Source organism: Roseomonas aerilata DSM 19363 (assembly GCF_000711725.1).
Classification (GTDB): Bacteria; Pseudomonadota; Alphaproteobacteria; order Acetobacterales; family Acetobacteraceae; genus Roseomonas; species Roseomonas aerilata.
Window position 1 is genome coordinate 106608 of sequence record NZ_JONP01000013.1, and the last position, 26651, is coordinate 133258.

25 protein-coding genes are annotated in these 26651 nt (G+C 71.1%); 14 read left to right on the forward strand and 11 right to left on the reverse strand.

Features of this window, described 5'->3' with window-relative positions; translation table 11 throughout:
• Positions 1 to 278: 278 nt before the first annotated feature.
• The 3 genes from BO39_RS16295 to BO39_RS16305 all read right to left on the reverse strand — a co-directional run bounded on the left by BO39_RS16295 (position 279) and on the right by BO39_RS16305 (position 3408).
• Positions 279 to 1001, reverse strand: a complete 723-nt coding sequence (locus BO39_RS16295; RefSeq protein WP_156963716.1) for a galactosyl transferase — start codon at positions 999 to 1001, stop codon at positions 279 to 281.
• Positions 1002 to 1166: 165 nt separating this feature from the next.
• Positions 1167 to 1670 (reverse strand): hypothetical protein, encoded by a 504-nt coding sequence (locus BO39_RS16300; RefSeq protein WP_043835221.1) that lies wholly within the window; start codon positions 1668 to 1670, stop codon positions 1167 to 1169.
• 82 nt (positions 1671 to 1752) lie between these two features.
• The gene (locus BO39_RS16305) at positions 1753 to 3408 is read right to left on the reverse strand and encodes a Na/Pi cotransporter family protein (RefSeq protein ID WP_043835223.1); all 1656 of its coding nucleotides are present in this window, start codon (positions 3406 to 3408) and stop codon (positions 1753 to 1755) included.
• A 166-nt stretch (positions 3409 to 3574) separates the two neighbouring features.
• Between BO39_RS16305 and BO39_RS16310 the strand changes: the two genes are divergently transcribed.
• The 10 genes from BO39_RS16310 (at position 3575) to BO39_RS16355 (ending at position 12730) form a co-directional block, all read left to right on the forward strand.
• Entirely contained in the window at positions 3575 to 4555 is a 981-nt protein-coding gene (locus BO39_RS16310) for a dihydrodipicolinate synthase family protein (RefSeq protein ID WP_043835225.1), read from the forward strand.
• Positions 4556 to 4667: 112 nt separating this feature from the next.
• The gene (locus BO39_RS16315; protein WP_043835228.1) at positions 4668 to 5204 is read left to right on the forward strand and encodes a 3-hydroxyanthranilate 3,4-dioxygenase; all 537 of its coding nucleotides are present in this window, start codon (positions 4668 to 4670) and stop codon (positions 5202 to 5204) included.
• Entirely contained in the window at positions 5201 to 6052 is an 852-nt protein-coding gene (locus BO39_RS16320) for an alpha/beta fold hydrolase (protein WP_052402192.1), read from the forward strand. Before BO39_RS16315 ends, BO39_RS16320 begins: the two co-directional genes overlap by 4 nt.
• Positions 6053 to 6150: 98 nt before the next feature.
• Positions 6151 to 7116: a Bug family tripartite tricarboxylate transporter substrate binding protein gene (locus BO39_RS16325; RefSeq protein WP_043835229.1), complete on the forward strand. Its 966-nt coding sequence runs from the start codon at positions 6151 to 6153 to the stop codon at positions 7114 to 7116.
• Between the two features lie 72 nt (positions 7117 to 7188).
• Complete coding sequence (locus BO39_RS16330) at positions 7189 to 8385, forward strand: ABC transporter substrate-binding protein (protein WP_043835231.1); 1197 nt, start codon at positions 7189 to 7191, stop codon at positions 8383 to 8385.
• Between the two features lie 27 nt (positions 8386 to 8412).
• Positions 8413 to 9327 (forward strand): branched-chain amino acid ABC transporter permease, encoded by a 915-nt coding sequence (locus BO39_RS16335; protein WP_043835353.1) that lies wholly within the window; start codon positions 8413 to 8415, stop codon positions 9325 to 9327.
• Between the two features lie 4 nt (positions 9328 to 9331).
• Positions 9332 to 10414, forward strand: a complete 1083-nt coding sequence (locus tag BO39_RS16340) for a branched-chain amino acid ABC transporter permease (protein ID WP_156963717.1) — start codon at positions 9332 to 9334, stop codon at positions 10412 to 10414.
• On the forward strand, positions 10407 to 11168 hold the full coding sequence (locus BO39_RS16345) for an ABC transporter ATP-binding protein (RefSeq protein WP_043835233.1): 762 nt from the start codon (positions 10407 to 10409) through the stop codon (positions 11166 to 11168). Before BO39_RS16340 ends, BO39_RS16345 begins: the two co-directional genes overlap by 8 nt.
• A complete protein-coding gene (locus tag BO39_RS16350; RefSeq protein ID WP_043835235.1) occupies positions 11168 to 11869 on the forward strand; it encodes an ABC transporter ATP-binding protein in 702 nt (233 codons plus the stop codon). Before BO39_RS16345 ends, BO39_RS16350 begins: the two co-directional genes overlap by 1 nt.
• Positions 11870 to 11896: 27 nt before the next feature.
• Positions 11897 to 12730 (forward strand): alpha/beta hydrolase, encoded by an 834-nt coding sequence (locus tag BO39_RS16355; RefSeq protein ID WP_043835237.1) that lies wholly within the window; start codon positions 11897 to 11899, stop codon positions 12728 to 12730.
• Between the two features lie 409 nt (positions 12731 to 13139).
• Here the strand turns inward: BO39_RS16355 and BO39_RS16360 are convergent, their stop codons facing one another.
• The gene (locus BO39_RS16360; protein WP_043835239.1) at positions 13140 to 13457 is read right to left on the reverse strand and encodes a hypothetical protein; all 318 of its coding nucleotides are present in this window, start codon (positions 13455 to 13457) and stop codon (positions 13140 to 13142) included.
• Positions 13458 to 13758: 301 nt separating this feature from the next.
• Positions 13759 to 15135, reverse strand: coding sequence for a carbohydrate porin (locus BO39_RS16365; RefSeq protein ID WP_043835355.1), 1377 nt, complete (start codon positions 15133 to 15135; stop codon positions 13759 to 13761).
• A gap of 248 nt (positions 15136 to 15383) precedes the next feature.
• On the opposite strand from BO39_RS16365, the gene BO39_RS16370 reads away from it, so the two are divergent.
• Together BO39_RS16370 and BO39_RS16375 are read left to right on the forward strand one after the other, a co-directional pair.
• Positions 15384 to 16439, forward strand: a complete 1056-nt coding sequence (locus BO39_RS16370) for a trypsin-like peptidase domain-containing protein (RefSeq protein ID WP_043835356.1) — start codon at positions 15384 to 15386, stop codon at positions 16437 to 16439.
• Between the two features lie 76 nt (positions 16440 to 16515).
• Complete coding sequence (locus BO39_RS16375) at positions 16516 to 16887, forward strand: hypothetical protein (RefSeq protein ID WP_043835242.1); 372 nt, start codon at positions 16516 to 16518, stop codon at positions 16885 to 16887.
• A gap of 262 nt (positions 16888 to 17149) precedes the next feature.
• On the opposite strand, the gene polA is transcribed toward BO39_RS16375, so the two are convergent.
• The 6 genes from polA to BO39_RS16405 all read right to left on the reverse strand — a co-directional run bounded on the left by polA (position 17150) and on the right by BO39_RS16405 (position 23810).
• Entirely contained in the window at positions 17150 to 19984 is a 2835-nt protein-coding gene (gene polA, locus BO39_RS16380; RefSeq protein ID WP_084698175.1) for a DNA polymerase I, read from the reverse strand.
• Between the two features lie 10 nt (positions 19985 to 19994).
• On the reverse strand, positions 19995 to 20216 hold the full coding sequence (locus BO39_RS16385; RefSeq protein ID WP_043835244.1) for a zinc-finger domain-containing protein: 222 nt from the start codon (positions 20214 to 20216) through the stop codon (positions 19995 to 19997).
• Positions 20217 to 20680: 464 nt separating this feature from the next.
• Positions 20681 to 21217 (reverse strand): Smr/MutS family protein, encoded by a 537-nt coding sequence (locus BO39_RS16390; RefSeq protein ID WP_043835246.1) that lies wholly within the window; start codon positions 21215 to 21217, stop codon positions 20681 to 20683.
• Positions 21217 to 22002: a LutC/YkgG family protein gene (locus tag BO39_RS16395; RefSeq protein ID WP_245615204.1), complete on the reverse strand. Its 786-nt coding sequence runs from the start codon at positions 22000 to 22002 to the stop codon at positions 21217 to 21219. Before BO39_RS16395 ends, BO39_RS16390 begins: the two co-directional genes overlap by 1 nt.
• A gap of 9 nt (positions 22003 to 22011) precedes the next feature.
• Entirely contained in the window at positions 22012 to 22374 is a 363-nt protein-coding gene (locus tag BO39_RS16400) for a hypothetical protein (RefSeq protein ID WP_043835248.1), read from the reverse strand.
• Complete coding sequence (locus tag BO39_RS16405; protein WP_043835251.1) at positions 22374 to 23810, reverse strand: lactate utilization protein B; 1437 nt, start codon at positions 23808 to 23810, stop codon at positions 22374 to 22376. Before BO39_RS16405 ends, BO39_RS16400 begins: the two co-directional genes overlap by 1 nt.
• Positions 23811 to 23905: 95 nt before the next feature.
• Between BO39_RS16405 and BO39_RS16410 the strand changes: the two genes are divergently transcribed.
• A complete protein-coding gene (locus BO39_RS16410) occupies positions 23906 to 25477 on the forward strand; it encodes an ABC transporter substrate-binding protein (protein ID WP_043835253.1) in 1572 nt (523 codons plus the stop codon).
• Positions 25477 to 26568 (forward strand): adenosine deaminase, encoded by a 1092-nt coding sequence (gene add, locus BO39_RS16415; protein WP_052402195.1) that lies wholly within the window; start codon positions 25477 to 25479, stop codon positions 26566 to 26568. Before BO39_RS16410 ends, add begins: the two co-directional genes overlap by 1 nt.
• The last annotated feature ends 83 nt before the right edge of the window (positions 26569 to 26651 follow it).

The following is a 26651-nucleotide window of genomic DNA, read 5'->3' on the forward strand; positions in this document are numbered from 1 at the left end:
ATAGATGAGGGTGAGTGGTATCAGCTGGAACCGGTGAGCGGGCTGTTGGCCTATCCGCTCAAGACTTTGTGCCGCTTCAACGGCATCCCGCGCCAGTCCTTCCCCTGTTCCTCGCCGAGTGCGAGTGGCGCTTCAACTACGGACCCGCCTCGACACTGCGGAAAATCCTAAGCGGATGGGCTAACAACCCGCTCGACGATCACGGCTGATTCCAGAACACCCCCTTAGCTATGCCAGATCCATAGGTTATTCCCTGAAATGCCCGGTTCTGACATCGGTTAAGCTCCTGCTCCATCAGGGCCGAGGCCGCCGAAAAAGGCGTTGCGAAGCTGTTTGTCGAGGGGCTGCGGTTCCGTGACGTGCAGCTGCGGCTTCACGGCCTTCCGGTTGAGGAACCGCCTGATGTTTCCCGAACGGCTGGTGGCGTCCGCATGGCCGATCCGGTAGATCGCGCCCGGGAACGGCAGCCGTTCCAGCGGCGTTCCCGCCTGCTCGAGCATTCTCTTGATGGCCTTGTGGCTGCCGAGCCATTGGCTGACATATCCCTGGTCCGCCTGCTCGAAGGCGGCGGGGATCCTCAGCAGGTCGGCGCGGACGATGTGCGAGGTCCCGCAGAACGCGTAGAACCGGCTCTCGTAGGCGAGGACTTCCTCCCCGCCCGAGTACAGGAAGCCGGTTTCGAAGTACCAGCCATTGCTCGTCGGGTTGGCCGAGACAAGTTCCGACAGCCGGAACCTCACGAGGTCGTCGTAATCGACCACCATGACATGGCCCTTCGGGCGGCCCGCGATCAGCCCCGCCAGAATCCTCCCGCCCTTGTCCCGGCGGACCGCCTCTAACCGTTCCTCTTGCGAAGGCGGCAGGATGGCCGGCGCGAAGTCCACCCGGACCACATCAAACCCCGACGGCATGGCCGGAAGATCGGCGCCCCGGTTGGCAACCACGATCGCCTCCCATGCGCCCGAACGCTGGCTCGCTATCGAATGGATGGTCGCGGCCATCACCTCCTTCATCGATCCCCAGTGACGAACGGTGTCCTGGTGCCGAACGGGGATGACGAAGGTTAGCATCGAGGGGACCTCTCCAGTCGGACCGGCACCTTCCCCTATGTCAGGTGCCGATGGAAGCGGCGTCCAGGAACGTCGCCAGGCAGGCGGGGCGGCAAGTCAGCCGGTTTCGATCCGCACCTCCTTGTCATGGGCCCAGCCGATCTCCGGGTTGAGGGCAAGGCGCCCCGCGCCGCGTTTCGTCGGCTTGATCACGAGGGGCTCCGCGCCGGGATTCTCCCGCATCCAGTCCCTCGCGCGCAGCATCGCGGCGAGGCTGGTTTCTCCGCCCAGGCTGTAGCGGATGCCGTTCCACTGGAACCAGGCAACCGGCTGGCCGGGCACGCCACGCGCGCCGTCGAGCCGCTCCCAGCCGGGATGGGCTTGCGCCAGCGGCTGGATGAAATGCTCCAGCAGGCTGGCAAAGTCCGGATACTCGCCGGGGCGACTCGCCTTGGAGCCGTGCTCCTCCTCCTCGAAATCAGGATCGAACGCGGCGGTCGCGCCACCACCGCGCCGGCGGGCCTTGGGCCCGCGCAAGGCCATGCCGACGACGACGCCAAGCAGCAGGATGCCGAAGATCACAAGCCCCATCGGACTCATAAAGACCTGGAGCTTGCCCATCCCGAACCCCGCCCTCGTGCCGCGCCTTTCTGCCACCTCCGCGCGGCGCCGCAAACATGCGACGCCCCGGCCGGTCGGAAGTTCAGGCCGCCGGCGCGGCCCGCAGGCGGCTGACGCGCAACAAGCCCTCGCGCTCCAGCAGGGGGTGGGCCAGGGCGGCGAGGTGCCCGGCGATGCCCTTGAGGTCGCGGGTCACGTCCAGCGCCAGGCGGGCGGTGGCGGCGGAGGCGTCGTCGGCGCTGCGGCCGAGCCGGTCGGCGGCGGCGCGCTCGGCCCGGCGCCAGGCTTCCTTCTCCACTACGAGCTGACGGGCGGCGGCCGTGTCGGCCCCCATGAAGACGGCGACGGCGAGGCGGAGCTGGGCGATGGCGCGGTGGTGCAGGGCGACGAGTTCGTCGGCCAGCTCGGGCGTGAGCTGCGTGCCGCGGCGGGCGGCACGGGTGGCGTGGCGGGCCAGCCCGCGCTCGACGATGTCGCCCACGTGCTCGAGCACGATGGCAAGGTCGCGGATCTCCTCAAGGCGCGTCGCCTCGGCGGGGGTGAGAGATTCGCGGGGGAGGCCGGCCAGGTAGGCGTGGACGGCGTGGTGGAGGTTGTCCACGACGTCGTCGCGCCGGGCGGTCGCACGGGCGCGCTCGATATCGGCGCGGCGGAGGGCGGCGGCGGCGTCGCGCAGCATGGCCTCCACCTCGTCGGCGATGCGCAGCGCCTCCCGCGCGGCGTTGGAGAGGGCGACGGCGGGGGTGGAGAAGGCCTCGGGGTCGAGATAGCGGGGGGCTGCGGCGTCGGCGGCCGCGGGCGGCGCGGGAAGCAGGCGGGCGAGGACGCGCGCGAAGGGCGTGAGGAAGGGCAGGCTCGCAAGGGCGAGGAGGAGGTTGAAGGCGAGGTGGGCGTTCGCCACCAGCCGCGCCGGCGCGGGATCGAGGGCGCGGAGCGCCTCGGTGAGCGGGCCGAGCAGGGCGAGCGCGACGAGGGCGCCCAGCAGGCGGTTCAGCAGGTTGCCGAGCGGCAGGCGCTGGCGCGAGAGGTCCCGCGCCTCCTCCCCGCGAGCGGCGAGGACGGGGGTGACGGCGCTGCCGAGATTGGCGCCAAGGACCATGGCGACCGCGGCCTCCGGACCGAGCGCCCCGGCGCCGGCCAGCGACCCCACGAGGAGGACGGCCGCGACCGAGGAGTGCATCGCCCAGGCGAGCAGGGCCGCGGCGAGGAGGTTGAGTAGCGGCGAGCCGGCGAGAAGGTGCAGGACCTCCCGGAAGGCGGGGGAGGCCTGGAGCGGCGCCATGCTGTCGAGCATGAGGTGCAGGGCGGCGAGCATGAGGCCAAGGCCCATGACCGCGCGCCCGGCCTCGCGCTGGCGGAGCTTGGGGCGCCGGTAGGCGGCCCAGCCGAGGAAGAGGAGGGCAGGGAAGACCGCCCGCACGTCGAAGGAGAGAAGCTGGACGATCAGCGCCGTGCCGACATTGGCGCCGAGCATGGCCGCCAGCGCCGGTTCCAGCCCCAGCGCCCCGCGGGCCGCGAGGCCGCCGACCATGAGGGCGGCGGCGGTGCTGCTCTGAAGGGCGGCGGTGACGCCGAGCCCGGCGAGGAAGGCGCGGGGGCGGGAGCCGAGGGCGACGTTGACCGCGCGGCGGAGGTTGGCCCCGAAGGCCCGTTCCACCCCGCGCTGCACGAGGTGCAGCCCGAAGAGGAGGAGGGCGGCCTCCCCTGCCAGCTCGATCAGGAGTCGCAATGCGTCCAACAGGTCCTCCCGCGGAGGGGTGTCATTAAAGCGCCATCGGGGCCGGCGTGCACGCGGAATGTGGAAGGCCGGGCATCGGACCTTGGAAGGGTGCAAACGGGCCGGGCTTCCCCCAACGCGGCCGGTGCCGATAGGCTGCACCCACCATTCCCGGGAGAGAGCAGCCATGAGCGGCACCTATGATCGGGCGGAGGCCAAGGAGTTTGCCCGCGCCCACCTGCGCGGCATCTGGTGCGCGGCGCCGACACCCTTCCGGGCGGACCTGTCGCTGAACGAGTCGGGCTTCCGGGCGAACCTCCGCTACTGGTTCACCGAACTGGGCGTGGACGGCGTCTTCGTCGCGGGGAAGCAGGGCGAGTTCTTCTCGATGTCCGTCGAGGAGCGGAAGCGGTGCTTCTCCATCGCGGCCGAGGTGGCGCGGGAGACGGGCAAGCGGAGCATCATGTCCTGCTCCGACGGGAACCTGGACACGGTGCTGGAGCTGGCCGCCCATGCGGAGGCCTGCGGGGCGGACTTCATTGTGGTGCACGCGCCCGTGCTGCACTTCCTGCACGACCGCGACGAGACGCTGGTGGAGTACTACCGCTATATCAGCGAGCGCACGCGGCTCGGCATCGCCATGTGGTCGCATCCGGACAGCGGCTATCTGATGAGCCCCGACCTCTGCCTGCGGATCGCGGAGATCCCGAGCATCGTCGCGATCAAGTACTCCGTGCCGCGGGAGATGTACTCGGAACTGTCCCGCCGGGCGGGCGACGCGCTGCTGGTGAGCACGGCCAGTGAGGACGAGTGGCTCGACAACATCCTGGAACTCGGATGGCGGCTCTATCTCTGCTCCTCCCCGCCCGCGATGCTGCAGACGGCGGGCGACACGCGGATGCGGGAATACACCGACCTCGCCTTCGCCGGGCGGGCCGAGGAGGCGCGGCGGGTCTTCGACAGCCTGGCCCCGGTGCGGCAGGCGATCCGCTCCACCAAGCCCGGCGGCAAGCCGCCGGCGCACACGAAGTACTGGATGGAGCTGCTGGGCCAGGCGGGCGGGCCGGTGCGGCGGCCGATGCTGCAACTGACCGAGGCGGAGCGGGCGGCGACGCGGGCGGCCTTCGAGGGCTGCGGGCTGCGGCCCATCCGGCAGGCGGCGGAGTAGGAAGGCCGGGGAAGGAATTCCCCCGGACCCCCGTCTTTTTTCTGTCTGATAAAAAAAAGGAGGGGGTCCGGGGGAGTTCACCTCCCGCGGCCTTGCTTCCCGGAGACCGGCAATGAAGAAGCCCTTCGACTTCAAGGCATGGATCGCGGAGAACGAGCACCTGCTGAAGCCCCCCGTGGGCAACAAGCTGCTGTTCGAGGACGCGGAGACGGTCGTGCAGATCGTCGGCGGGCCGAACCAGCGCGTGGACTTCCACGACGACCCTGTGGAGGAGTTCTTCTACCAGCTGCGCGGCGACATGGTGCTGAAGGTGCACATGGACGGGCGCATCCAGGACATCCCCATCCGCGAGGGGCAGGTCTTTCTGCTGCCCAAGCACACCCCGCACTCGCCTCAGCGACCACAGGCCGGCTCAGTCGGGCTGGTGGTGGAAGGCCGCCGGCCCGAGGGCGTGAAGGACGCCTTCGAGTGGTACTGTTTCACGTGCAACGGGCGGGTCCACCGGATCGAGCTGGTGGTGAAGGACATCGTGAAGGACCTGCCGCCGCTCTACGCCGAGTTCTACGCGAGCGAGGAGAAGCGCACCTGCCCGCATTGCGGCACGCTGCACCCCGGCAAGACGCCGCCGGAGGGCTGGGTGAGCCTGTGATCCGCCACCCCGACGGCAGCGAGGCGCCGCCCCTGCCTGAGACGCGCTTCGCCGAGCTGGACGCGGCGGCGCTCGGGCTGGAGCACGGGCGGATCTCCTTCATGGAGGCCGGGGAGGGGCCGGAGGCGGTGCTGCTGATGCACGGCATCGGCTCCAACTCCACCGGCTGGCGCTTCGTGCTGCCGGCGCTGGCACGGCGAGCGCGCGTGGTCGCCTGGAACGCGCCGGGCTACTGGCTTTCCGCCGATTTCGCGGCGGAGGCGCCGGCGGCAACCGATTACGCGCGGGCGGCGGTCGCGCTGCTCGATGCGCTGGGGATCGGGCGGGCGCATGTCGTGGGCTCCTCCTTCGGCTCGATGGTGGGCGCCGTGATGGCGGCGGAGCACCCGGCGCGGGTGGGGCGGCTGGCGCTGCTCGGGGCCTCCCGCGGGCAGCGCTGGAAGCCGGAGGCCGAGCGGGTGCGGATGCTGGCGATGCGCGCGGAGAGCGTGGCCGAGGGCGGCATGGCGCTGGCGCGGAAGCGCTGGTCGAACCTCGTCGCGCCCGGCACGCCGGAGGTGGTGGCGGACTGGGTGCGGGGCTCGCTCGCCGCGACCCATGCGAAGGGGCTGATGCGCTCGGCACGGGCGAGCGACGCGACGGACACGCTCGACTTCGCGCCGCGCATCCGGGCGCCGACGCTCGTGCTGGTGGGCAGCGAGGACCGGGTGAACCCGCCCGAGGTCAGCCGCGCCCTGGCCGGGGCCATCCCCGGCGCCGTGCTGGCGATGCAGCCGGGCATCGGCCACCAGGCCAAGCTGGAGGCACCCGCCGACACGGTCGCGCGGCTGGAGCGGCACCTCTTCTGATTGCGGGTGCGGGGCGCGCCCCGCGAAGGTTTGCTGAACAGGCCGGGCCTTCGGGGCGGCCCGAAACCTGCATCGGCCCCGGGCAGAGGATCACCGTAATGTTGCGCAGACGCTCCCTTCTCGCCTCCCCGTTTCTGGCCACGCCTGCCCTGGCGCAGCCCGCCTGGCCCGACCGGCCCGTGCGGATCGTCGTGCCCTATCCGCCCGGCGGCGGCCTGGACGCGCTGGCGCGGGCGCTGGCAGACCGGCTGACGGTGACGTGGCGGCAGACAGTGACGGTGGACAACCGCCCGGGCGGCGCGACCATCCCTGGCACGGACGCCGTGGTGAAGGCGGCGCCGGACGGGCACGTGCTGCTCATGACCTCCGATTCCTCCATCACTTCGAACCCGCACATGCACGCGCGGCTGCCGCACGACCCGATGAAGGACCTCGTGCCCGTCTCCTACCTGCTGGACGTGCACCAGATGGTGCTGGTGAACCCCTCGGTGCCGGCACGCGACATGGCAGGGCTGGTGGCGGCGGCGCGGGCGCGGCCGGGGGCGCTGAACTACGGCTCCTACGGGCCGGGCAGCCAGCCGCACCTGCTGTTCGAGAGCATCAAGGCGCGGGAGGGGATCGACATCGCGCAGGTGGCCTATCGCGGGCTCACGCCGGCGGTGCTGGCGACCGTCGCGGGCGAGGTTCAGGGCACGCTCTCGGGCGTGGCGTCGTCGCGCGAGTTCCTGGCGACGGGGGCGCTGCGCGCGTTGGCCGTGGGGCGGCCAACGCGCCTGCCGCAACTGCCAGAGGTGCCGACGCTGATCGAGGCCGGGTATCCGGAGGCCGACCCGCGCACCTGGTTCGGGCTCTTCGCGCCCACGGGCACGCCAGTGGCGCTGCTCTCGCGCATCCAGAAGGACGTGGCGGCGGCGCTGGAGGAGCCGGTGATCCGGGACCGGCACCTGCTGCCGAACGGCTACACCGTGCACGCAGCGACGCCGGAGGCCTCGGCGGCGATGATCGCGGCGGATTTCGCGGTGAAGGCGGAGCTGGTGCGGGTCTCGGGCGCGCGGGTGGAGTAGGGCGGCTCATCTTCGTGTGGACGCGTGCCCGGAAGATACTTTAGGCTTCAACGAAACGAACGGAGGCTTTCCATGACGATCCATCGCCGCGGGCTTCTCGCTTCCGGCGCCGCTCTCGGGCTGGCGCCGCTCGCCGCCTCCCCGCTCTCCCGCCCGGCGATCGCCCAGGGGGCACCGCTGAAGATCGGGATGATCACCACGCTCTCGGGCGCGGGCAGCTATCTGGGCCAGGACATCCGCGACGCCTTCCAGCTGGCGATCGACATGGAGGGCGGGAAGCTCGGCGGCGCGCCCGTGCAGCTGCTGGTGGAGGATGACGGGCTGCGCCCCGGCCAGGGCAAGCAGGTGGCCGAGCGCTTCATGAAGAACGAGCGCATCAGGCTGCTGACCGGGATCGTCTTCTCCAACGTGCTCGGCGCCGTGGCGCCGGACGTGCTGGACGCGGGTGGGATCTATGTCTCGCCGAATGCCTCGCCCTCGAACCTGGCGGGGAAGGAGTGCAACAAGAACTTCTGGTCCATTGCCTGGCAGAACGACAGCCTGCACGAGAGCGCGGGGCAGCTCGCGACGAATCTCGGGCAGAAGCGGATGTTCATCCTCGCGCCGAACTACCAGGCGGGACGGGACGCGCTGACGGGGTTCAAGCGGCTCTACAAGGGGCAGCTCGCGGGCGAGGTCTATACGCGTCTCGACCAGACGGACTTCGCCGCGGAGATGGCGCAGATCCGCGCGGCGGCGCCGGACGGCGTGTACCAGTTCCACCCGGGCGGCCTCGGCATCGCCTTCCTGCGCCAGTACATCCAGGCCGGGCTGATGGCGAACCTGCCGATGACGCTCGCCGCCCCCTCGATGGACGCGACGACGCTGGCAGCGGTGGGCGAGGCGGCTGTTGGCGTGAACCTGACCAGCCACTGGAACACGGATTTCCCGAACGAGCCGAGCAAGCGCTTCGTCGCGGCCTTCCAGAGCAAGTTCAACCGCCTCCCGACCTTCTACGCGCAGCAGAGCTTCGACGCGGCGCTGGCGATCGGCGCGGCGCTGAAGGGAACGGGCGGCAAGGTGGACGACACCGAGGCCTTCTACCGCGCGATGAAGCCCGCGAACTTCGAGAGCACGCGCGGCAAGTTCGCCTTCGGGTCGAACAACCATCCCGTGCAGGACTGGTGGGCGCTGAAGGTGGAGAACGTGGCCGGCAAGCCCGCGCTGGTGACGAAGGACCGCGTGCTGACGGACCACGGGGATGCCTACTCCTCCCAGTGTCATTTTTGATGGGCCAGTTCTGACATGACACCCGGCGTGGCGCTTCTGCTGGAGCAGTTGCTGAACGGCGTCCAGCTCGGCGTCACGCTGTTCCTTCTGGCGGCGGGGCTGACCCTCGTCTTCGGGATCATGGGCGTGATCAACCTCGCCCACGGCTCGCTCTACATGGTCGGCGCCTATGCGGCGGCGATCACCGCGACGACGACGGGATCGCCCTGGCTCGCGCTGCTGGCCGGTCTCGCGGCCGCAGCGGCGACGGGGATGGTGGTGGAGTTCGTCGTGCTGCGCCGGCTCTACGCGCGCGACCACCTGGACCAGGTGCTGGCGACCTTCGGGCTCATCCTCTTCTTCAACGAGGGGATGGTGCTGCTCTTCGGGCGCCAGCCCCTCTTCGTGAACGTGCCAGAGGGGCTGCGGGGCGCGGTGCGCGTGCTGCCAGGGGTGGATTACCCTGTCTACCGGCTGCTGATCATTGCGGTGGGGCTGGCGGTCGCGCTCGGCCTCTACCTGCTGATCCAGAAGTCGCGGATCGGCATGCTCGTGCGTGCAGGCGCGACGCACCGCGAGATGGTGCGAGCGCTCGGAGTGGATATCCGGCTGCTCTACACGCTGGTGTTTGGGCTGGGGGCGCTGCTGGCGGGTCTGGCGGGGCTGATGGCGGGGCCAATCCTCTCGGTGCAGGTAGGAATGGGGGAGAGCATCCTCATCCTTACCTTCGTGGTGGTGGTGATCGGCGGCATCGGCTCGGTGCGCGGCGCGCTCTTCGGGGCGGTGCTGGTGGGCGTCGTGGACACCTTGCTCCGCGCCTATGTGCCGGGGCTGCTGCGGCAGGTCATGGCGGGGTCGGAGGCGGATGCGCTGGGGGCGGGGCTCGCCTCGATGGGGGTTTATCTGCTGATGGCGCTGGTGCTGCTGGCCAAGCCGCGCGGGCTGTTTCCTGCCCATGCGTAACCTGATGCGGGATGAACGGGCCTGGGCGGTGCTGCTGCTCGCGCTCGCGGCCCTCGTGCCGGTGGTGGCGCCGATGCTCGGCAGCCCGGCGACGGTGGCGCTCGCCACGCGAATCGCGATCTACGCCATCGCGGCCTCCTCGCTGAACCTGCTGCTCGGGGGTGCCGGCCTCGTCTCCTTCGGGCACGCCGCCTATTACGGGTTGGGCGGCTATGTCGTGGGCATCCTCTACGCGCATTACGTCTCGGGGGAGCCGTTCCTGGGCGTCATCCCCGGCACGAACGACCTGCTGGTGACGCTGCCGCTCGCGATCCTCGTCGGCGGGCTCGGCGCGCTGGTGATCGGGGCGCTGTCGCTGCGCACCGCGGGCGTGCAGTTCATCATGATCACCCTCGCCTTCGCGCAGATGCTGTTTTTCCTGTTTGTCTCGCTGAAGGCCTATGGCGGGGACGACGGGCTGGCGATCCGGCGGGTGGCGCCGGTGCTGGGCATGAATCTTCGCGATCCCGCGACGCTCTACTGGATCTGCCTCGGGCTGCTCGCGGCGTGGCTGTTCCTCATGGACCGTGTTTCGCGCTCTCGCTTCGGGCGGGTGCTGTCCGGCATCCGGCAGGGGGAGCGGCGGATGGCGGCGATCGGGGTGCGCACCTATCCCTACAAGCTCGCGGCCTTCGTCATCGCGGGGATGGGGGCCGCCATGGCGGGGGCGCTGATGGTGAACCAGGCGCGCTTCGTCTCGCCGGACATGATGCACTGGACGAAGTCGGGCGAGCTGATGGTGATGGTGATCCTCGGCGGCCTCGGCACGCTGGTGGGGCCGGCGCTCGGGGCCGCGGTGCTGGTGGCCATGGAGTACACGCTCTCGGGGCTGACGGAGCACTGGCAGTTCATCGAGGGGCCGATCCTCGTGCTCGTCGTGCTCTTCGCCCGCGGCGGGCTGATGGGGGCGATCCGGCTGATCTCGGGGATGCGCGGGCGGGGGGCGGGGGCATTGCCGGCGGGTGAGCTGCCGCCGAGGCATGTGCAGCCCGAGGATCGGGCGGTGCCGGATCTTCCGATGCGCCCGGGGGCGGCGCCCCGTGGCTGAGGAACCTGTTCTCTCCGTCCAACGGCTGGTGAAGCGCTTCGGCGGCCTCACCGCGACCGACGACCTCTCGCTCGAGGTGATGCCGGGGGAGCTGCACGCGCTGATCGGGCCGAACGGCGCGGGCAAGACGACCGCGATCGGCCAGATCATGGGGGAGATCACGCCGGATGCGGGCGTGGTCAGCTTCATGGGACAGGAGATCACGCATCTCTCCACGCCTGCGCGTGTGCGCCGCGGCCTGTCCCGCACCTTCCAGATCACGCAGTTGCTGGAGGACGACACGGCGGAGGGCAATGTCGCACTGGCCGTGCAGGCGCGGGCGGGGCACGGCTTCCGCTTCTGGCGCGATGCGTCTCGCGATGGGCGGCTGCTGGAACCGGCCCGCGAGGCGCTGATGCAGGTGGGGCTGGCGGAGGCGCGCTGGCGGCTGCCCGTCGCCGACCTCTCGCACGGGGAGCGCAAGCAGTTGGAATTGGCCGTCGCCCTGGCAACGGGCCCGCGGCTGTTGCTGCTGGACGAGCCTATGGCGGGGCTCGGGGCGGCGGAGAGCCTGAAGATGACGGAGGTGCTGCGCGGGCTGAAGGGCCGCATCCCGATGCTGCTGGTGGAGCACGACATGGACGCGGTGTTCAGTCTGGCCGACCGGATCTCGGTGCTCGTCTACGGCCACTGCATCGCCTCCGGCTCGCCCGCGCAGATCCGGCAGGACCCACAGGTGCGCGCCGCCTATCTCTCCGAGGAGGAGGGGGTCTGATGCTCAGGGTGGAGGGGCTGCAGGCCGGCTACGGCGCGGCGCAGGTGCTGTTCGACGTGAACCTCTCGGTCGGGCCCGGCGAGGTGGTGACGCTGCTCGGCCGCAACGGCATGGGCAAGACGACGACGGTGCGCGCCATCATGGGGCTGAACCCGCCCCGCGGCGGGCGCGTGGATTTCCGCGGCAAGGTGGTATCCGGCCTGCCGCCCGAGGGCGTGGCGCGGCGGGGCATCGGGTTGGTGCCGGAGGGGCGGCAGGTCTTTCCGACACTGACCGTGCGCGAGAACCTCGTGGCCACCGCCGCCGACCGGGAACGCGCCGCCAATCCCTGGACGCTGGAGCGGGTGTTCCGCCTGTTCCCACGCCTGCGGGAGCGGGCCGGGCAGTCCGCGCGCACGCTCTCGGGCGGGGAGCAGCAGATGCTGGCGATCGGGCGGGCGCTGATGACCAACCCGCACCTCCTCATCCTCGACGAGGCGACGGAGGGGCTGGCGCCGGTGATCCGGGCGGAGATCTGGTCCACCCTCGCCGCGCTGAAGGCCGAGGGGCAGGCGATCCTGCTGATCGACAAGACGCTGGCCGCGTTGCGGCGCCTCGCGGACCGGCACACGGTGCTGGAGAAGGGCCGCACGGTTTGGACCGGCACGGGGGCGGAGCTGGACCGCGACCAGGAGCGCGTGCGCGCCTGGATCGGCGTCTAGCCACCGCCTTCCTTCCAAGGGAGGAGCATGAGCATCGACCTCGACCGCGAGTACAACGCCCGCGCCACCACGCCGGAGGTGGAGAGGATCATCGCCGCCTACCGCGCGCGCACCGACGCCGCGAAGGCCGTGCTGCCCTGGTCCACCGAGCGCTACGGGCCGACCGAGCCGGAGCGGGTGGATGTCTATCCGGCTGGGGAGGGGGCGCCGGTGCTCGTCTTCATCCATGGCGGCTACTGGCGGGCGCTGGATTCGGCCGATGCGGGTTCCATGGCGCCGGCTTTCGTCGCGGCGGGCGCCTGCGTGGTCTCGGTGAACTACACCCTCGCGCCCGCGGCGAGCCTCGCCCGGATCGTGGACGAATGCCGCCGTGCGCTGGCCTGGGTGCACGCGAATATCGCGCGCTTCGGCGGCGATCCCTCCCGCATCCATGTCGCCGGGAGCAGCGCGGGCGGGCACCTCGCGGGGATGATGATCGCTCCCGGATGGCAGGCCGCGCTGGGGTTGCCGGAACGGGCCGTCGTGGGCGCGACGCTGCTCTCCGGTCTTTTCGACCTGCGGCCGCTGCCGGCCACGCATATCAACGCCTGGATGCGGCTCGACGAGGCCTCGGCCGCGCGGAACAGCCCGGCCCTGCTGCCCCTGCCCTCCGGCCTGCCGGTGGTGCTGGCCTATGGCGACACGGAGACCGGCGAGTTCAAGCGGCAGACAGAGGATTTCGCCCGTGCCCTGCGCGAGGCCGGCTGCGAGGCGACGGTGGTGCCGCCCCGGCCGCGCTCGAACCACTTCGATCTCGTCTTCGATTTCGGGGAGCCGGGGAATCTGGTTTTCGAGGCGACGCGGCGGGTGATGGGGATCTGACAGCCCGCCCGGGAAGGGGTAAGGGGCTGGCGTGATCTGCTCCTCGCCTCCCGTTTCGAGGGCGGTGGGTGCGCGGTTCGGCCCGCCGCGAACCGGCCTTTCCGGACGCTGCCTGCCGCGCGACGGGGCGTAGGGGGCTACTGCGGCTGCCTTCGCCCGCTGCAAGAGCGTGAACCACTTCACTGGCCCAGACCCTGAGGCTCTTGGGCCCTTTTCTGGCCCGGGCGGAAGCTTTCCCAACGCGCAGCACTCCCGGTCATGCACCGAGGCACAGCGGCGGCAGAGACTTCTCAAAACCGAGGGAAAGGATGACCGGTCGACGGCACGGCCTTCAGCAGGTCTGGGGAGAGGAAGAGTCCCTTCCTCCTCTCCCCCGAGTCACCAGCCCAGGACCCAGGCCCTGCCGGGATCAGCGCGCGCGGCGGGCCGCCGGGGTGCTGCTACGGGCGGGTGCCGTGCTACGGGCCGGCGCGGTGCTGCGCGCAGGCTCGGCCGCCGGCGCCGGGGTGCTGCTGGCCGGCGTCACGCCGCGGGACTTGTCCAGTTCCTCGTACATGCACTTCGTCACCGCGAAGGGCGTGGCGTTCGGGAAGCGCTGCGTGCAGACGCCGCGGAAGGCCTCTTCCGGCGGCGGGGCCACGGCGGGGGTGGGCGCGGGCGGGGTGGCGCAGGCGGCGAGCAGGGCCAGGGTGGGCAGCAGCGAGGCCTTGAGGATCTTGTTGATCACCGGTTCGTCCTATGCAGAAGGCCCCGGCAGGGTGGGGCGCGCCCTTCTAGGGCGCGGTGCGGCGCGCGTCACCGGGGATATCCGTGACTTGCAGTGCGATATCACGATCCCGCGTGAGGGTGCCCGCGGAGCAACGGCGCGATCCTGCCCCGCCCCCTGCAAGAGCCGCCAAAGGCCTTCGCCGAGGGGCCGCGCCCCTCGGCGCACCGGCCGCTCACCTCGCGCATGAAACAGAAAAAAGATGAGGGAGGGTCCGGGAGGGAGAATTCCTTCTCCCTCCCGGAGTCGCCCACGTCGGCCTTCAGAAAGCCGCCCGCGCCCGAAGCGCCACGAAGGTGATCGGCCCGCGGTCGCGGTTGTAGGCGGGGTTCACCGCGTGCTGGACATCCAGCGCCAGGTTGATCCCCGGCGCCACCGCCGCGTCGTAGAAGGCCTCCGCCACGTATTCGGGGCCGCCGCGCAGCGCCCCGTCGCCGGTGATGAAGCCGATGCCGCCCGCCGCCAGGAAGCGCCGGCGACCCTCGGAGGCCCAGCCGACATTCCCGCCCAACCCGATCGTGTCCTCCCCGCGTCCCCAGCGACCGCCCTTCATCGAGAGGCCGGCGGAAATGGCGCGGTCCATCTCGGTGAACATCCAGTTCTGCGTGCGCCCGTCATTCCAGGACAGGCGCGCGAAGGCGCCGAGTTCGTCGGCGATCTCCTGCTCGAAGGTGAGCGCGGCCATGCGCTTGGCGCGGTAGCCGCTCGGGTTCTTGTCGAAGAGGGCCGGATCCTGCGGGTCGATCTCCCCCCAGGTGGATTGCCGCGTGCGGGAGAGGCCGAGGATCAGCCGCACCGCCCCGGGCCGCCCGCCGAAGCGCGTGAAGCGGTCCACCTCGCCCAGCAACTGGAAAGCGCGCGTCGGCGCGGGGTCGAGGAAGAGGCCGTTCACGCGCCGCGCCACCTGGAAGGCACCGGCGCGGAGCGCCCAGGTGCCGTTCTCCCACTCGGCCGCGGCGCCGATCGTCCAGCCGCGCGCGTCGGCCGCGTAGTCCATCGCCCCCGCGCCCACCAACGCCCAGTTGAGGAATTGCGTGCGCGCGTCGTGCGCGTAGGCGTTGCGGTCGAAGATGTCCCAGGTCGAGAACTTGCCGATGGTGATCGTCACCCGCTCGCGCGGCAGCGGCGCGGTGAAGCGCAGCGGATCCTCCTCGGGCTCCGCCATGTCGCCGGAAAGCCCGATCGTCTGGCGGAAGAAGGCGCGCGGCACGAAGAAGGTCGGCTCGGTGGAGCCGAGACGGAAGGCCTCGTTGTTCGGATAGGCCGCGAGCCCCGTCGAGTTCGACAACCCGTAGCCGCGGGTGACGGAGAGGTCCACCACCGCCTCCGCCCCGGCCCAGAGCCGCCGCCCGACGACGAGGTCGGTGGAGAGCGTGTTGGCCGCCTGGGCCGCCGGCCGCATGCTCCCCTCCGCCCTGTAGGGGGAGCGGAAGCCGGGATGGCCCTGCAGCACGAAGGTGGCCTGGCCGTGGATGAACCAGCCCAGCTCCTCCAGCCGCGCGAGGCGGGCGGCCGTCTCGGGAAAGAGGGCGGGCGAACCGGGGTCGCCGCCGCCGGGATTGCCGCCCTGCTGCGCCACCGCCGGCCGGACCAGCGCGAGAAGGGCGAGAAGGGCGAGGGCGAGGGGCCTCCGGGCCACTGTAAGCTTCTGGATCATCCGGGCGTGTCGTTGGTCGGTCGCATGGGCCTCTCCGTCGCAGATCGATACATGAAGACGTCTTCATGTCATGAGGTATTCAGTAATTAGCGAATAGAATCAGATATTTAGGGTGGTACAGATTGCTGCTTACGCTGGCAAGCGACGGATCGGTGACAGCCTGGGAACCACTTCGTGCGGTCAGGACCCGGATTGACGCGGGGCTGCGCCTTCCACACATCGGCGTGACGATGAAGCCCCTTCCCGCCGCCCTGATCCTTCTCGCCCTCGCGGCGCCCGCGCTGGCCCAGGCGCCCGCCGCACCCCCCACCGCCTCCGCGGTCGAGGAGGGCTTCCGGGTGCTCAACCGAACGGGGCAGGAGGCCACGGCGCTGAACGCCGTGCGCAGCGGCCGGCCGGACTGGGGCGGCAACCTGCTGCAACGCCCGCTCGCCTCGGACGGCGCCTATCGCCTGCGCCCCAACGCACAGGCCGGCTGCCGCTTCGACCTGCGCCTCGTCCTCGCGGACGGGAGGGAGGCGGTCTCGCGCAACCAGGACATCTGCGCCCAGCGGGAGATCGCGCTGGACGCCGGCGCCGTGACCGCCGCGGCCACCGCCGCCCGCCCCGGTCCTGTTCCAACCCCGCCCGAGGCCCTGCCGCGCCCCGGCGTGCGCGGCTCGACCGGTACCGGGTTCCTCGTCGCGGGGGAACGGGTGATGACCAACCGCCACGTCGTGGACAACTGCACTCGCGTGCTCGTCCGTGGGCCGGACGGGCGCAACCACGCCGCCACGCCGCCTGCCCGCACCGACGCCACGCTCGACCTCGCGCTGCTCACCGTGCCCGGCCTGACCGGCCCCGTGCTCTCCTTCCGCCAGGGCCCGCCCGTGCGGCGCGGCGAGGGCGTCGTGGCCTATGGCTACCCGCTCAGCGGCCTTCTCTCCTCCGACGCCAAGCTGACGCGGGGCGAGATCAACGGCCTCGCGGGCCTGCGCGACAATACCGACCAGATCCAGATCAGCGCCCCCGTGCAGCCCGGCAATTCCGGCGGGCCGCTGCTGGACATGCAGGGCAACATCGTCGGCGTGGTGGTGTCCAAGCTGAACGCCCAGGCCGTCGCGGGCCGCACCGGCGATATCGCCCAGAACATCAATTTCGCCGTGAAGGGCGAGCGCGCCGCCGCCTTCCTGCGCGCCGCCGGCATTACCCCGGCCGCCGCCACCAGCAGCGGCCCGGACCGTAGCACGGCCGATGTGGGGGAGATCGCGGGCCGCTCCACCGTCTTCATCCGCTGCGAGCAATAGGAAAGATCAGGCGGCGCGTTCGGAATCGTACGGAATCCTCTTCCCAAACCCTTCGGAACGCGCTCACAGTCCCGTGATGCGCCGCCTGCCCCTCGCCCTCCTCCTCGCGACCCTTGCCACGCCGGCCCTGGCCCAATCCCCCGCCAGCAGCTGGCGCCTGGTGAACCGCACTGGGCAGGACGCCGTCAGCCTCGTCTCCACTGCGACCGGTGCCGCCCACCCCCGTGGGCGCAACCGGCTGCGTCAGCCCGTCTCCAGCGGCGCGGAGAAAACCTTCCGCCGCAAGGCTGGCTCCCCCTGTCAGCTAGACCTCCGCGTACGCTTGGCCGACGGCAAGGAGGCCGTCGCCGCCGGCCACGACGTCTGCATCAGCCCGACCGTCGTGCTCGAACCCGTGGCGGCACAGCCGGCAGCTCCCGCAGCCGGGCGTCAGCGCCGGGCTGGCTAAGCGCAGCGCCTGTGGCCTTTGGAGAGGGCGCCGCCCTCTCCAAACCTCTCCCGCCAAGGGCCTGAGGCCCTTGGATCCCCATCCGGCTGTCGCGGAGGCTTCCTGAACGTGTTGTCGCCTCGGGTGGTGGACCCGAGGCGCACCGGCCGCGAAGCCGCGTAAACCCGAAGAAAAAGATGATGGTGAGGGGCCCGGGGAGAGGACGAATTCCTTCTTCCTCTCCCCGGAGTCACCGGCGACAACCAGTCAGGAAAGCGCCTCCTTAATGGGCCTCCGCCCAGGAGTGCCCCGTCCCGATCTCCACCGCCAGCGGCACGCGGAGGGTCGCGACGCCCTCCATCACCGACTGCACCACGGGCTTGGTGGCCTCGACTTCGTCCTCGGGCACCTCGAACAGCAGTTCGTCATGCACCTGCAGCAGCATGCGCGCGCGGAGCTTCGCCTCCCGCAGCGCTGTGGGCAGGCGGACCATGGCGCGCTTGATGATCTCCGCCGCGCCTCCCTGGAAGGGCGCGTTGATGGCGGCGCGCTCGGCATTGCCACGGCGGCCCTGGTCGCGCGCGCCGATCTCCGGGATCCACAGCTTCCGGCCGAAGGGCGTCAGTACGTAGCCGTTGGTGCGGGCGTCCTCCTTGAAGCGCTCCATGGCGTCGCGGATGCCCGGGTACTGCGCGAAATAGGCGTCGATGATGCCGCGCGCCTCGCCGGCGCCGATGCCCAGGCGCCCGGCGAGGCCGAAGGCGGACATGCCGTAGATGATGCCGAAGTTGATCGTCTTGGCGCGGCGCCGGGCCTCGCGATCCACCTTGTTGGGCGGGATCTTGTAGATGTCCGACGCCGTGCGGGAATGGATGTCCTGTCCCGTTGCGAAGGCTTCGCGCAGCGACGGCACCTCGGCCACGTGGGCGAGCAGCCGCAGCTCGATCTGCGAGTAGTCAGCGGCCAGCAGCAGGTGGCCGGGCTCCGCCACGAAGGCACGTCGGATGCGCGCGCCCTCCTGCGAGCGGATGGGGATGTTCTGCAAGTTCGGCTCGGTCGAGGAGAGGCGGCCGGTGCTGGTGATGGCCATCGAGAAGTCGGTGTGCACGCGCCCATCGGCCGCGATCTGCGCCTGCAGCCCCTCCACATAGGTGGAGTTCAGCTTCGAGAGCTGCCGCCAGTCGAGGACCTTGCGGGGCAGGGGATGGCCGGTGGAGGCCGCCAGTTCTTCCAGCGTTGCCGCATCGGTGGAATAGGCGCCTGACTTGCCCTTCTTGCCGCCCGAGAGGCCCATCTCGCCGAAGAGGATGTCGCCGAGCTGCTTGGGCGAGCCCACGGCGAAGGGGCGGCCGGCGATCTCGTGGATCTCCGCCTCCAGCGCCGCCATGCGCTCGGTGAACTCGGCGCCGGCCTGCTTCAGCGCGGGGCCGTCCACCTTCACGCCGGCCATCTCCATGTCGCGCAGCACGGTGATCATCCGCCGCTCGACCTCCTCGTAGAGGACGAGCGCCTTCTCCTCCCGCAGCTTCGGCCTGAGTGCCTGCCACAGGCGCAGCGTCACGTCCGCGTCCTCGGCGGCGTAGCGCGTGGCCTCCTCCAGCGGCACCTGGGAGAAGGGCTTCCGCCCACGCCCCGTGCCCGTCACCTCGTCATAGGTGATGGGCTGGTGCGACAGGTGGCGGCGCGAGAGCTCGTCCATCCCGTGCCCGTGCCGCCCGGCGTCGAGGCTGTAGGAGATCATCATCGTGTCGTCGACCGGCGACACCTCCACCCCGCCATTTGCCTCGCGGTTCAGCACCTCGAGGTCGTATTTCGCGTTGTGCAGCACCTTCAGCACGGAAGGATCGGCGAAAAGCGGCCGCAGCACCTCCATCGCCGCGTCGAAGGGCAATTGCTCCGGCGCGGGGGAGAGCATGTCCGTCCCCTCGTGCCGCAGCGGCAGATAGGCCGCGCGCCCCGGCGCCACCGCCATGCAGACGCCGACGAGGGAGGCGTTCAGCGCGTCGAGGCTTGTCGTCTCGGTATCCAGCGCCATCACGCCCGCCTCGCGCGCGGCCGCCGCGAAGGCGTGCAGCGCGTCGATCGTGGTGATCGTCTCGTAGGGGCCGAAGGGCGCGCCCTCCGCCGGCACGGTGAGCGCCACCGGCGCGGGCGCCGGCCCGGCGGGGCGCGAGACCGGCACCTCCCCGTTCGCGTCCAGGCCGAGGCGGTGCTGCACGCTGCGGAAGCCGTGCTGCTTGAGGAAGGCCATCAGCTTCCCCGGCTCCGGCGCCTGGGTCGCCAGCCCCTCCATGGGCAGGGGTAGCGGCGCGTTGCGGTCCAGCTCCACCAGCTTGCGGGAGATGCGGGCCTTCTCCGCGTTCTCCTCCAGCGCCTGGCGCCGCTTGGGCTGCTTGATCTCAGAAAGGCGGGAGAGAAGCGTCTCCACGTCCCCGTACTGCTCGATGAGCTGCGCCGCGGTCTTGATGCCGATGCCCGGCACGCCCGGGATGTTGTCGGTGGAGTCGCCCGCCAGCGCCTGCACCTCCACCACCTTCTCCGGCATCACGCCGAACTTCTCCACGACCTCGGCGGCGTGGATCGGCTTCTGCTTGATGGGGTCCAGCATGCGGATGCCGCCGCCGACCAGCTGCATCATGTCCTTGTCGGAGGACACGATGGTGACCTGCCCGCCCTCCTTCGCGAAGGCGGTGGCGTAGGTCGCGATGAGGTCGTCCGCCTCGAAGCCGTCCAGTTCCACGCGCGCCACGCAGAAGGCGTCCGTCGCCTCGCGGATGAGGCCGAACTGCGGCGCCAGCTCCGGCGGCGCCTCCGGCCGCTGCGCCTTGTATTCAGGGTAGAGCTGGTTGCGGAAGGTGGAGCGGGAGGCGTCGAAGACCACCGCCATGTGGCTGCCCGCGTGCTTGGAGAGGAAGTTCGCCAGCATCTGCGTGAAGCCGAAGACGGCGTTCACCGGCACCCCCGCCGGGTTGGTCATCGGCGGCAGCGCGTGGAAGGCGCGGAAGATGTAGCCCGAGCCGTCCACGAGGATCAGGTGCCGGTTGGGATCGACCTCCGCCACGATCGGGTCGGCCACTGGCGCCTTGTCGGCCGCCTCGTCCGCGCTGCCGCGCTCCATCTCCGGTGCGTCAGTGATGGCCGTCGTCTCCCGCGCCCGGCGCCAGATGGTAGGTGCGGGAGCAATAGGGGCAGGTGATCTCGTCCCCCTCGATCCGCAGCCAGATCCGCGGATGGCCGGAGACGCCGCCGCCATCGCAGGGAACGTGGCGGGAATGAACCTCGATCACCTCCTCCGCGGTGACGCCCGCGACGCGGTTGGGGGTGTAGCCGGTGAAGTCTGGATCGCGCATCGGGGAACCTGATGTCTCGAAGAGGGGCGGCCCGGATGGGAGCGCCGGAGAGGCGGCCCAGGGAGTGCCGGATGGATCGCCCCCAAGATAGGGCCGGCTTGGCGATCCGGCCAGCACTGCACCTCGCGCCTGAACCCTACGGAGCCATTGCGATCCCCCTGGATGACCGCCCGTCTCCTGCACTCGTCACGGTGCCGGTTCGACCCTTCGATGCCCTGAGACGGTAAGTCCTCGACCCGATTCAACCCTTCGGGGTGGAACAGCCTCGCCGCGCAGTCCGCGCGCGGCGCGGTCCTGCGAGGAGGTCCGGTGAGCAGTGAACTTCCCTCTCATGTCGGGCCTGGGGCGCCTCGCAGGGCGAGTGCCAGGTCGAGCACCGCGTCCGCCGGGGGGGCCGACGGCGAGTACCGCAGGCACCGGACCCGCGGCCTCTCCCGGGCCGATGCCCGCCTTCGCCCCCGTGGCTATCGCCTGCGCCGCAGCAGCAGGTGCACCGCCCCCGTATTCGCCCGGTGCGGGTGCGCCGCCCCCAGGATGAGCGGCCGGAGCGAGGGCAGGTTCAGCCAGTGGGGCAGTTCCCGCCGGAGCACGCCGCCCTCCCCGGCGCCTTTGCCCGTCACGATGGCCACGCAGCGCAGCCCGTCCGCATGGGCCGCCCGCAGGAAGGAGAGGGTGGCGCTATGGGCTTCCTCCGCGCGCCTACCGTGCAGGTCGAGCGTGCGTTCGGGCCGCGTCTTCCCGCGCCGCAGGTCCCGCCAGCGCTTCTCGTCCAGGCCTGCCCCAGGATGCCCCACGGCGATGAGCGGCACCGTCGCGGGCCTGGTCGGCCGCGCCGGTGCCGAGGGGGGCGAGGGGCTGGCCGCGGGCACCGGTTCCGGTGCGGCCGGGGGCGGGGCGGGCGGCGCGTCGCGGCCCGGCAGCGCCTCCACCGCGTTCAGGGAGAGGTAGGCGTGCCAGAGCGCCCGCTCCGACGCCGAGACGGTGCGGGGCCGGCGCGCCATCAGTCTGCCGGGTTGGCGATCTGTCCCGGGCGCGCCACGGGCTCGCGCGCCGCCTCCGGCCGCGGGTCGCCCTCGGAAAGGGGGTTGTGGGCGGCGGGCTCGTCCTCCACCAGCACCACGTGCAGCCGGCGCGGACCATGGGCGCCGAGTTCCAGCGTCTGCTCGATATCGGCCGAGCGCGAGGGGCCGGTGACGAACATGATGTTGCGGGGCATGAAGCCACCGGAGGGTTCCGCCCCGCCGCGCTCCGCCCGCAGCCGGTCCCAGGCCTCCTCGTAGGCGCCGACGATCGCGGAGGCGCGGATCACCGCGATCTCCGTCTCCGGCAGCAGGTTCAGCGTCGTCGGACGGGTGGGATCGGAGGGAAAGAGCAGCGTCCCCGTCTCCGCCACGCCGCCCCAGGCGTGCTGCACGGAAACGGCGTCGTCCGCCCGCGCCGGCCGTGCCTCGAATTCCAGCATCGGGCGGCCCTCCCAGGGCAGGGCGGTCAGCTCGGGGTGCGGCGCCATGGCGAAGCGCGGCGCCAGGTTCTGCGCGGCGAGGTAATCGGCCACGGCCGCCGGCACCGAATCCGCGTCCGGCACCCGCTCCACCGTGCCGAACTCCTTCTCCACGTTCCGCACGAACAGCGCGATCTGCTCCGGCCGAGACACGCGGGAACGCTGCGGGATCAGGTGGCGCGGATGCGTCGCCAGCCGCCCGTCGAGCATGGCCCGCTGGTCCGCCGGCAGCGGTCCGCGCCGCAGACCGCGACGGATGGCGTTCAGGATGGCGCTCTTCGACAAGATCTTCCCCTAGCGCAGGATCGTGCTGGTCAGGTCGTCGAAGTGGCAGCGCACCTGGACCTCGCCGCCCGTCAGCCGGATGACGCAGACGTCCTCGCTCCCCCCGGCCTCGACGCTCACGATATGGCCCCGGAAGATCGTCATCGCCTCCCCGCCGGGGCTGAGGAAGCGGATCGGCCGGTAGTCGCCGATGTGGATCTGCTCCAGGATGGCCTCCTTCGGCTCGTTTGCCTCGTAGCGCGTGCCATCGGCCATCAGGACCGCCGCGCTCCGGTGCAGCCCCTCCCCGATGTCGAGGATGGCGGCCACCTTGTCCGGGTTGGCGGCCCAGCGGGAGGCCGTCCCGCGCCAGGTTCCCACGACATAGGCCATCAGCCCCGTCCCCTGCCCCGCTGCGAGGCCGCGTAGCGCGCCATGAAGGTCCCACCCGGCTCCGGCGCGGGCAGGTCGCGGCCCTCCGTCCAGCCGCCCGCCAGCGGCAGGCTGCGGAACCGCCCGCGCCCGCGGCCGAGCAGCGCCAAGGCGCCCATGCCGATCCGCGAGGCCGCCCGGTACCAGCCCGGCCGGCGCGCGAACCAGCCCCAGATGCCGAGCCCGGTACGGATGGTGGAGGGCGTGAGGTGCCGCTCGAACTCCCGCTCCCGCCAGTGGCGCATCATCTTCGGCAGGGGGATCTTCACAGGGCAGACGCTCTCGCAGCGCCCGCAGAAGGTGGAGGCGTTGGGCAGATGCCCCGACTTCTCCACGCCGACCAGCGACGGCGTCAGCACGCTCCCCATCGGCCCGGGATAGACCCAGCCATAGGCGTGCCCGCCAGTGACGCCATAGACCGGGCAGTGGTTCATGCAGGCCGCGCAGCGGATGCAGCGGAGCATCTCGTGGAAGTCGGTGCCGACCATGTTGGAGCGGCCGTTGTCGATGAGCACGACGTGGTAGGCCTCGGGCCCATCCAGGTCCTCCGCGCGCCGCACGCCCGTGGAGAAGGTCGTGTAGACGGAGAAGTCCTGCCCCGTGGCGGAGCGCGCGAGCAGCCGCAGCAGCGAGGTGCAGTCCTCCAACGTCGGCACCACCTTCTCGATGCTGGCCAGCGCGATGTGCACGCGCGGCAACGTCTGCGTCAGGTCCCCGTTGCCCTCGTTCGTGACGATGACGGAGGAGCCGGTCTCCGCGATGAGGAAGTTTGCCCCGGTGATGCCGACATCGGCGGCCAGGAAGCGCTCGCGCAGCTTGCCCCGCGCCTCCGCCATGATGTCGCGACGGTCGTGGAACACGCGGTCCTTCGGCAAGTCCGTGTGCGCCGCGCGGAAGCGCTGCTCCCAGTCGTCGCGGTTGAGGTGGAAGGCGGGCGCGATGATGTGGGACGGCGGCTCGTCCACGAGCTGCAGGATGTATTCCCCGAGATCTGTCTCCACCGGGGTGATCCCGTGCGCGGAGAGGTGCTCGTTCACCCCGATCTCCTCGGAGATCATGGACTTGCCCTTGGTGACCGTGCGCGCGCCCTCGGCCTGGCAGATCCGCAGCACCGTCTCGCGCGCCTCAGCCGCGTCGGCGCACCAGTGCACCTGCCCGCCATTGGCGATCACGTTGCGCTCGAAGACCTCAAGGTAGTGGTCGAGGTTGGCCAGGGTGTGGTTCTTGATGTCGCGCCCGATGTCGCGCAGCCGCTCAAACTCCGGCAGGGCCGCGATCGCCTGGGACCGCTTTGAGTGGAAGCCGGAACCCCCGCGCTTGAGGGCGGTCTGGAGGCGCGCGTCCCCCAGGGCACGGGAGGCGCGGCGCTTGAAGTCAGGGGAGGTGAGGGCGACCATCCCCCCAATCTAGTGCGCCCCGCGCCGCCGCGTAATGGCCCGCCCTGGTGCGGGACTTGCCTGCACCCCGTCGAAACGGACCTGCCGAGACCCCCATGCATCGCCGCTCCCTGCTCGCCGCCCCCTTCCTGGCCGCCCCCGCCCTCCTACCCGGCCTTGCCCGCGCCCAGGCCTCCCGGGCCGCCACACTGCGCGTCGTGCCGGAGACGCTGACCACCATCTTCGACCCGCATTTCACCACCAGCTTCACCACGCGGGACTTCGGCTATCTCGTCTACGACACGCTCCTCTCGGTGAATGACCGCTGGGAACCGACCCCGCAGATGGCCGAGCGCTGGGAGACGAGCGCGGACGGGTTGGAGTGGCGCTTCTTCCTGCGGGACGGCCTCGCCTTCCACGACGGCACCCCCGTCACCGCCGAGGACTGCACCGCCAGCCTGCGCCGCTGGGGCCAGCGCGACGCCCTCGGCAGCGTTATGCTGCGCGCGACCGAAACGCTAGATGCCCTGGATGAGCGCACCCTCCGCCTGAAGCTGAAGCAGCCCTTCGGCCTCGTTCTCCAGGCCCTGGCCAAGCCCGGCGCCATGGTGCCGATGATTATGCCGAAGCGCCTGGCCGAGACCCCCGCCAACCGCCCCGTCACCGAACCCATTGGCTCCGGCCCCTACAGGTTCGTTGCTGGCGAGTACCGCCCTGGTGACCGCATCGTGCTGGTGCGGAACGAGGCCTACCGCCCCCGCCCCGAGCCCTCCGTCTGGGCTTCCGGCGGCAAGCGCGCGACCTTCGAGCGGGTGGAGCTGATCGCCATGCCCGACGTCTCCTCCCAGGTCAGCGCCCTCTCCACCGGGGAGGTCGACTACCTTGAGCGCCTGCCCGCCGATGTCCTGCCCATCCTGGAGCGCAACCGCGCCGTCCGCGTCCAGGTCGTCTCCTCCTTCGGCTACCAGGGGGTGATGCGCTTCAACCACCTGCTGGCGCCCTTCGACGACGTGCGGGTGCGCCGCGCCGTGATGACCGCGGTGGACCAGATGGACTACCTGCCGGGCGTCGCCGGCCGCCCCGAATACATGCGCGAGTGCCGCTCCATGCTCGGCTGCGGCACTCCCTACGAGACTACCGCGGGCATGCCCCTGAAGGCAGACCTCGAGGGCGCCCGCCGGATGCTGCGCGAGGCCGGCACCGACCTCTCCCGCCCCGTCGTCATCATCCACCCCGCCGACGCGCCGGGCATCGCGGCGCTGGGCCTCGTCACCCAGGACCTGCTGACGAAGCTCGGCTTTACGGTGGACCTCCAGAGCATGGACCTGAACACCTTCTTCGGCCGCCGCGCCCGGCCGGAGGGCTGGAACGTCTTCCACACCACTGCCACGGTGCCGGACATGCAGACGCCCCTGCAGAACTCCTACATGGAGGCCGCGGGCGCCCCGAACGGCTTCGCCGGCTGGCCGAAGGATGACGAGGTCCAGGCCGGCCGCGCCGCCTTCGCCGCCGCCGCGACCGAGGCCGAGCGCAAGACCCTGGCCGAGAGCATCCACCGCCGCGCCGCCGAGAGGGGCTTCTACATGCCGCTCGGCCAGTTCACCGCCGCCTCCGCCTGGCGCGCGGAGCTGACGGACGTGCCCACCGGCCCCGCCATGTTCCTCTGGAACATCCGGCGCGCCCGGTGATGCTGAACTTTTCCGACTGGCTCGACCTCGTCCCCAAGGTCGAGCTGCACCTCCACATCGCCGGCGCCATGCGCGCGACGACGCTGGTCGAGATCGCCGCCGCCAACGGCGTCCGCCTGCCGCGCCCCGCCGAAACGCTCTACCAATGGGAGGACTTCTACGGCTTCCTCGAAGTCCTCCGCCTCGGCGCCCTGGCCGTGAAGCGGCGCGAGGACTTCGAGCGCGTCGCCTACGAGTGCATCGAGGACATGCACCGCCACGGCAATGCCCGCCACGTCGAGATCTTCTTCAACCCGCACTACTACACGCCCAACGGCGCCACCTACCCGCTCATCGCGGACGGCCTTGCCGCCGGGCTCGAACGGGCGGAACGCGACTTCGGCGTCTCCTCCCTCATGATCGCCTGCATCGACCGCAGCACCTGCCTGCCCAGCGAATCCCTGCAGATGCTGGACTGGATCACCGCCCACCCGCACCCCCGAGTGGTCGGCATCGGCCTCGACGGCGCCGAGCGCGCCGGCCCGCCGCTGGTCTGGGTGGAGGCCTGGCGCCGCGCCGCCCGCATGGGGCTGCGCCGCACCGCCCATGTCTGCGAGGACAACCAGACCCTCTTCGAGGGGCCGCCCGCCCACATCACCCACTGCCGCGACGCGCTGGGCTGCGACCGCCTCGACCACGGCTACAACATGCTGGCCGACCCCGAGATCACCGCCCGCATGGCCCGCGAAGGGGTGCCCTTCACCATGGCCTGCTGGTCCTCGATCCTGCCCAACCGCGTCCCCCGCCAGCACCGCATCCGCCGCATGTTCGAAGCCGGGCTGAACATCGTCCTCGGCACCGACGACCCCACGATGTTCGCCACCACCATCGGCCACTCCTGGCGCACCATCTTCGCCGCCAGCGGCTGGGGCCCCGCCGAGGCCCGCCGCCTCAGCCTTGCGGGCGTCGAGGCAAGCTGGCTCCCGCCCGACCGCAAATCTGCTCTCCGCGCCGAGTTCGAGGCCGCGCTGGATTGGCTTGAACCGGCGCTGGATCTGGGAAGCCGTGATCTGGACCTCGCGATCGAACGGCCCCGGCCCGTTTGGGGGTAATGCTTGTGGCCGCCAGAGAGGGCTCTGCCCTCTCCGGCACCTCACCCGCCAAGGGCCTGAGGCCCCTGGACCCCCATCTGTCG

Bases quoted from the DNA above. Each gene is read 5' to 3' on its own strand.
- BO39_RS16295 (WP_156963716.1), bottom strand. From the start codon at position 1,001: ATGGCCGCGACCATCCATTCGATAGCGAGCCAGCGTTCGGGCGCATGG.
- BO39_RS16405 (WP_043835251.1), bottom strand. From the start codon at position 23,810: ATGGTCGCCCTCACCTCCCCTGACTTCAAGCGCCGCGCCTCCCGTGCC.
- BO39_RS16400 (WP_043835248.1), bottom strand. From the start codon at position 22,374: ATGGCCTATGTCGTGGGAACCTGGCGCGGGACGGCCTCCCGCTGGGCC.
- BO39_RS16330 (WP_043835231.1), top strand. From the start codon at position 7,189: ATGACGATCCATCGCCGCGGGCTTCTCGCTTCCGGCGCCGCTCTCGGG.
- polA (WP_084698175.1), bottom strand. From the start codon at position 19,984: ATGGAGCGCGGCAGCGCGGACGAGGCGGCCGACAAGGCGCCAGTGGCC.
- BO39_RS16370 (WP_043835356.1), top strand. From the start codon at position 15,384: ATGAAGCCCCTTCCCGCCGCCCTGATCCTTCTCGCCCTCGCGGCGCCC.
- add (WP_052402195.1), top strand. From the start codon at position 25,477: ATGCTGAACTTTTCCGACTGGCTCGACCTCGTCCCCAAGGTCGAGCTG.
- BO39_RS16325 (WP_043835229.1), top strand. From the start codon at position 6,151: ATGTTGCGCAGACGCTCCCTTCTCGCCTCCCCGTTTCTGGCCACGCCT.
- BO39_RS16355 (WP_043835237.1), top strand. From the start codon at position 11,897: ATGAGCATCGACCTCGACCGCGAGTACAACGCCCGCGCCACCACGCCG.
- BO39_RS16350 (WP_043835235.1), top strand. From the start codon at position 11,168: ATGCTCAGGGTGGAGGGGCTGCAGGCCGGCTACGGCGCGGCGCAGGTG.
- BO39_RS16375 (WP_043835242.1), top strand. From the start codon at position 16,516: ATGCGCCGCCTGCCCCTCGCCCTCCTCCTCGCGACCCTTGCCACGCCG.
- BO39_RS16390 (WP_043835246.1), bottom strand. From the start codon at position 21,217: ATGGCGCGCCGGCCCCGCACCGTCTCGGCGTCGGAGCGGGCGCTCTGG.
- BO39_RS16385 (WP_043835244.1), bottom strand. From the start codon at position 20,216: ATGCGCGATCCAGACTTCACCGGCTACACCCCCAACCGCGTCGCGGGC.
- BO39_RS16410 (WP_043835253.1), top strand. From the start codon at position 23,906: ATGCATCGCCGCTCCCTGCTCGCCGCCCCCTTCCTGGCCGCCCCCGCC.
- BO39_RS16340 (WP_156963717.1), top strand. From the start codon at position 9,332: ATGCGGGATGAACGGGCCTGGGCGGTGCTGCTGCTCGCGCTCGCGGCC.
- BO39_RS16315 (WP_043835228.1), top strand. From the start codon at position 4,668: ATGAAGAAGCCCTTCGACTTCAAGGCATGGATCGCGGAGAACGAGCAC.
- BO39_RS16310 (WP_043835225.1), top strand. From the start codon at position 3,575: ATGAGCGGCACCTATGATCGGGCGGAGGCCAAGGAGTTTGCCCGCGCC.
- BO39_RS16300 (WP_043835221.1), bottom strand. From the start codon at position 1,670: ATGGGCAAGCTCCAGGTCTTTATGAGTCCGATGGGGCTTGTGATCTTC.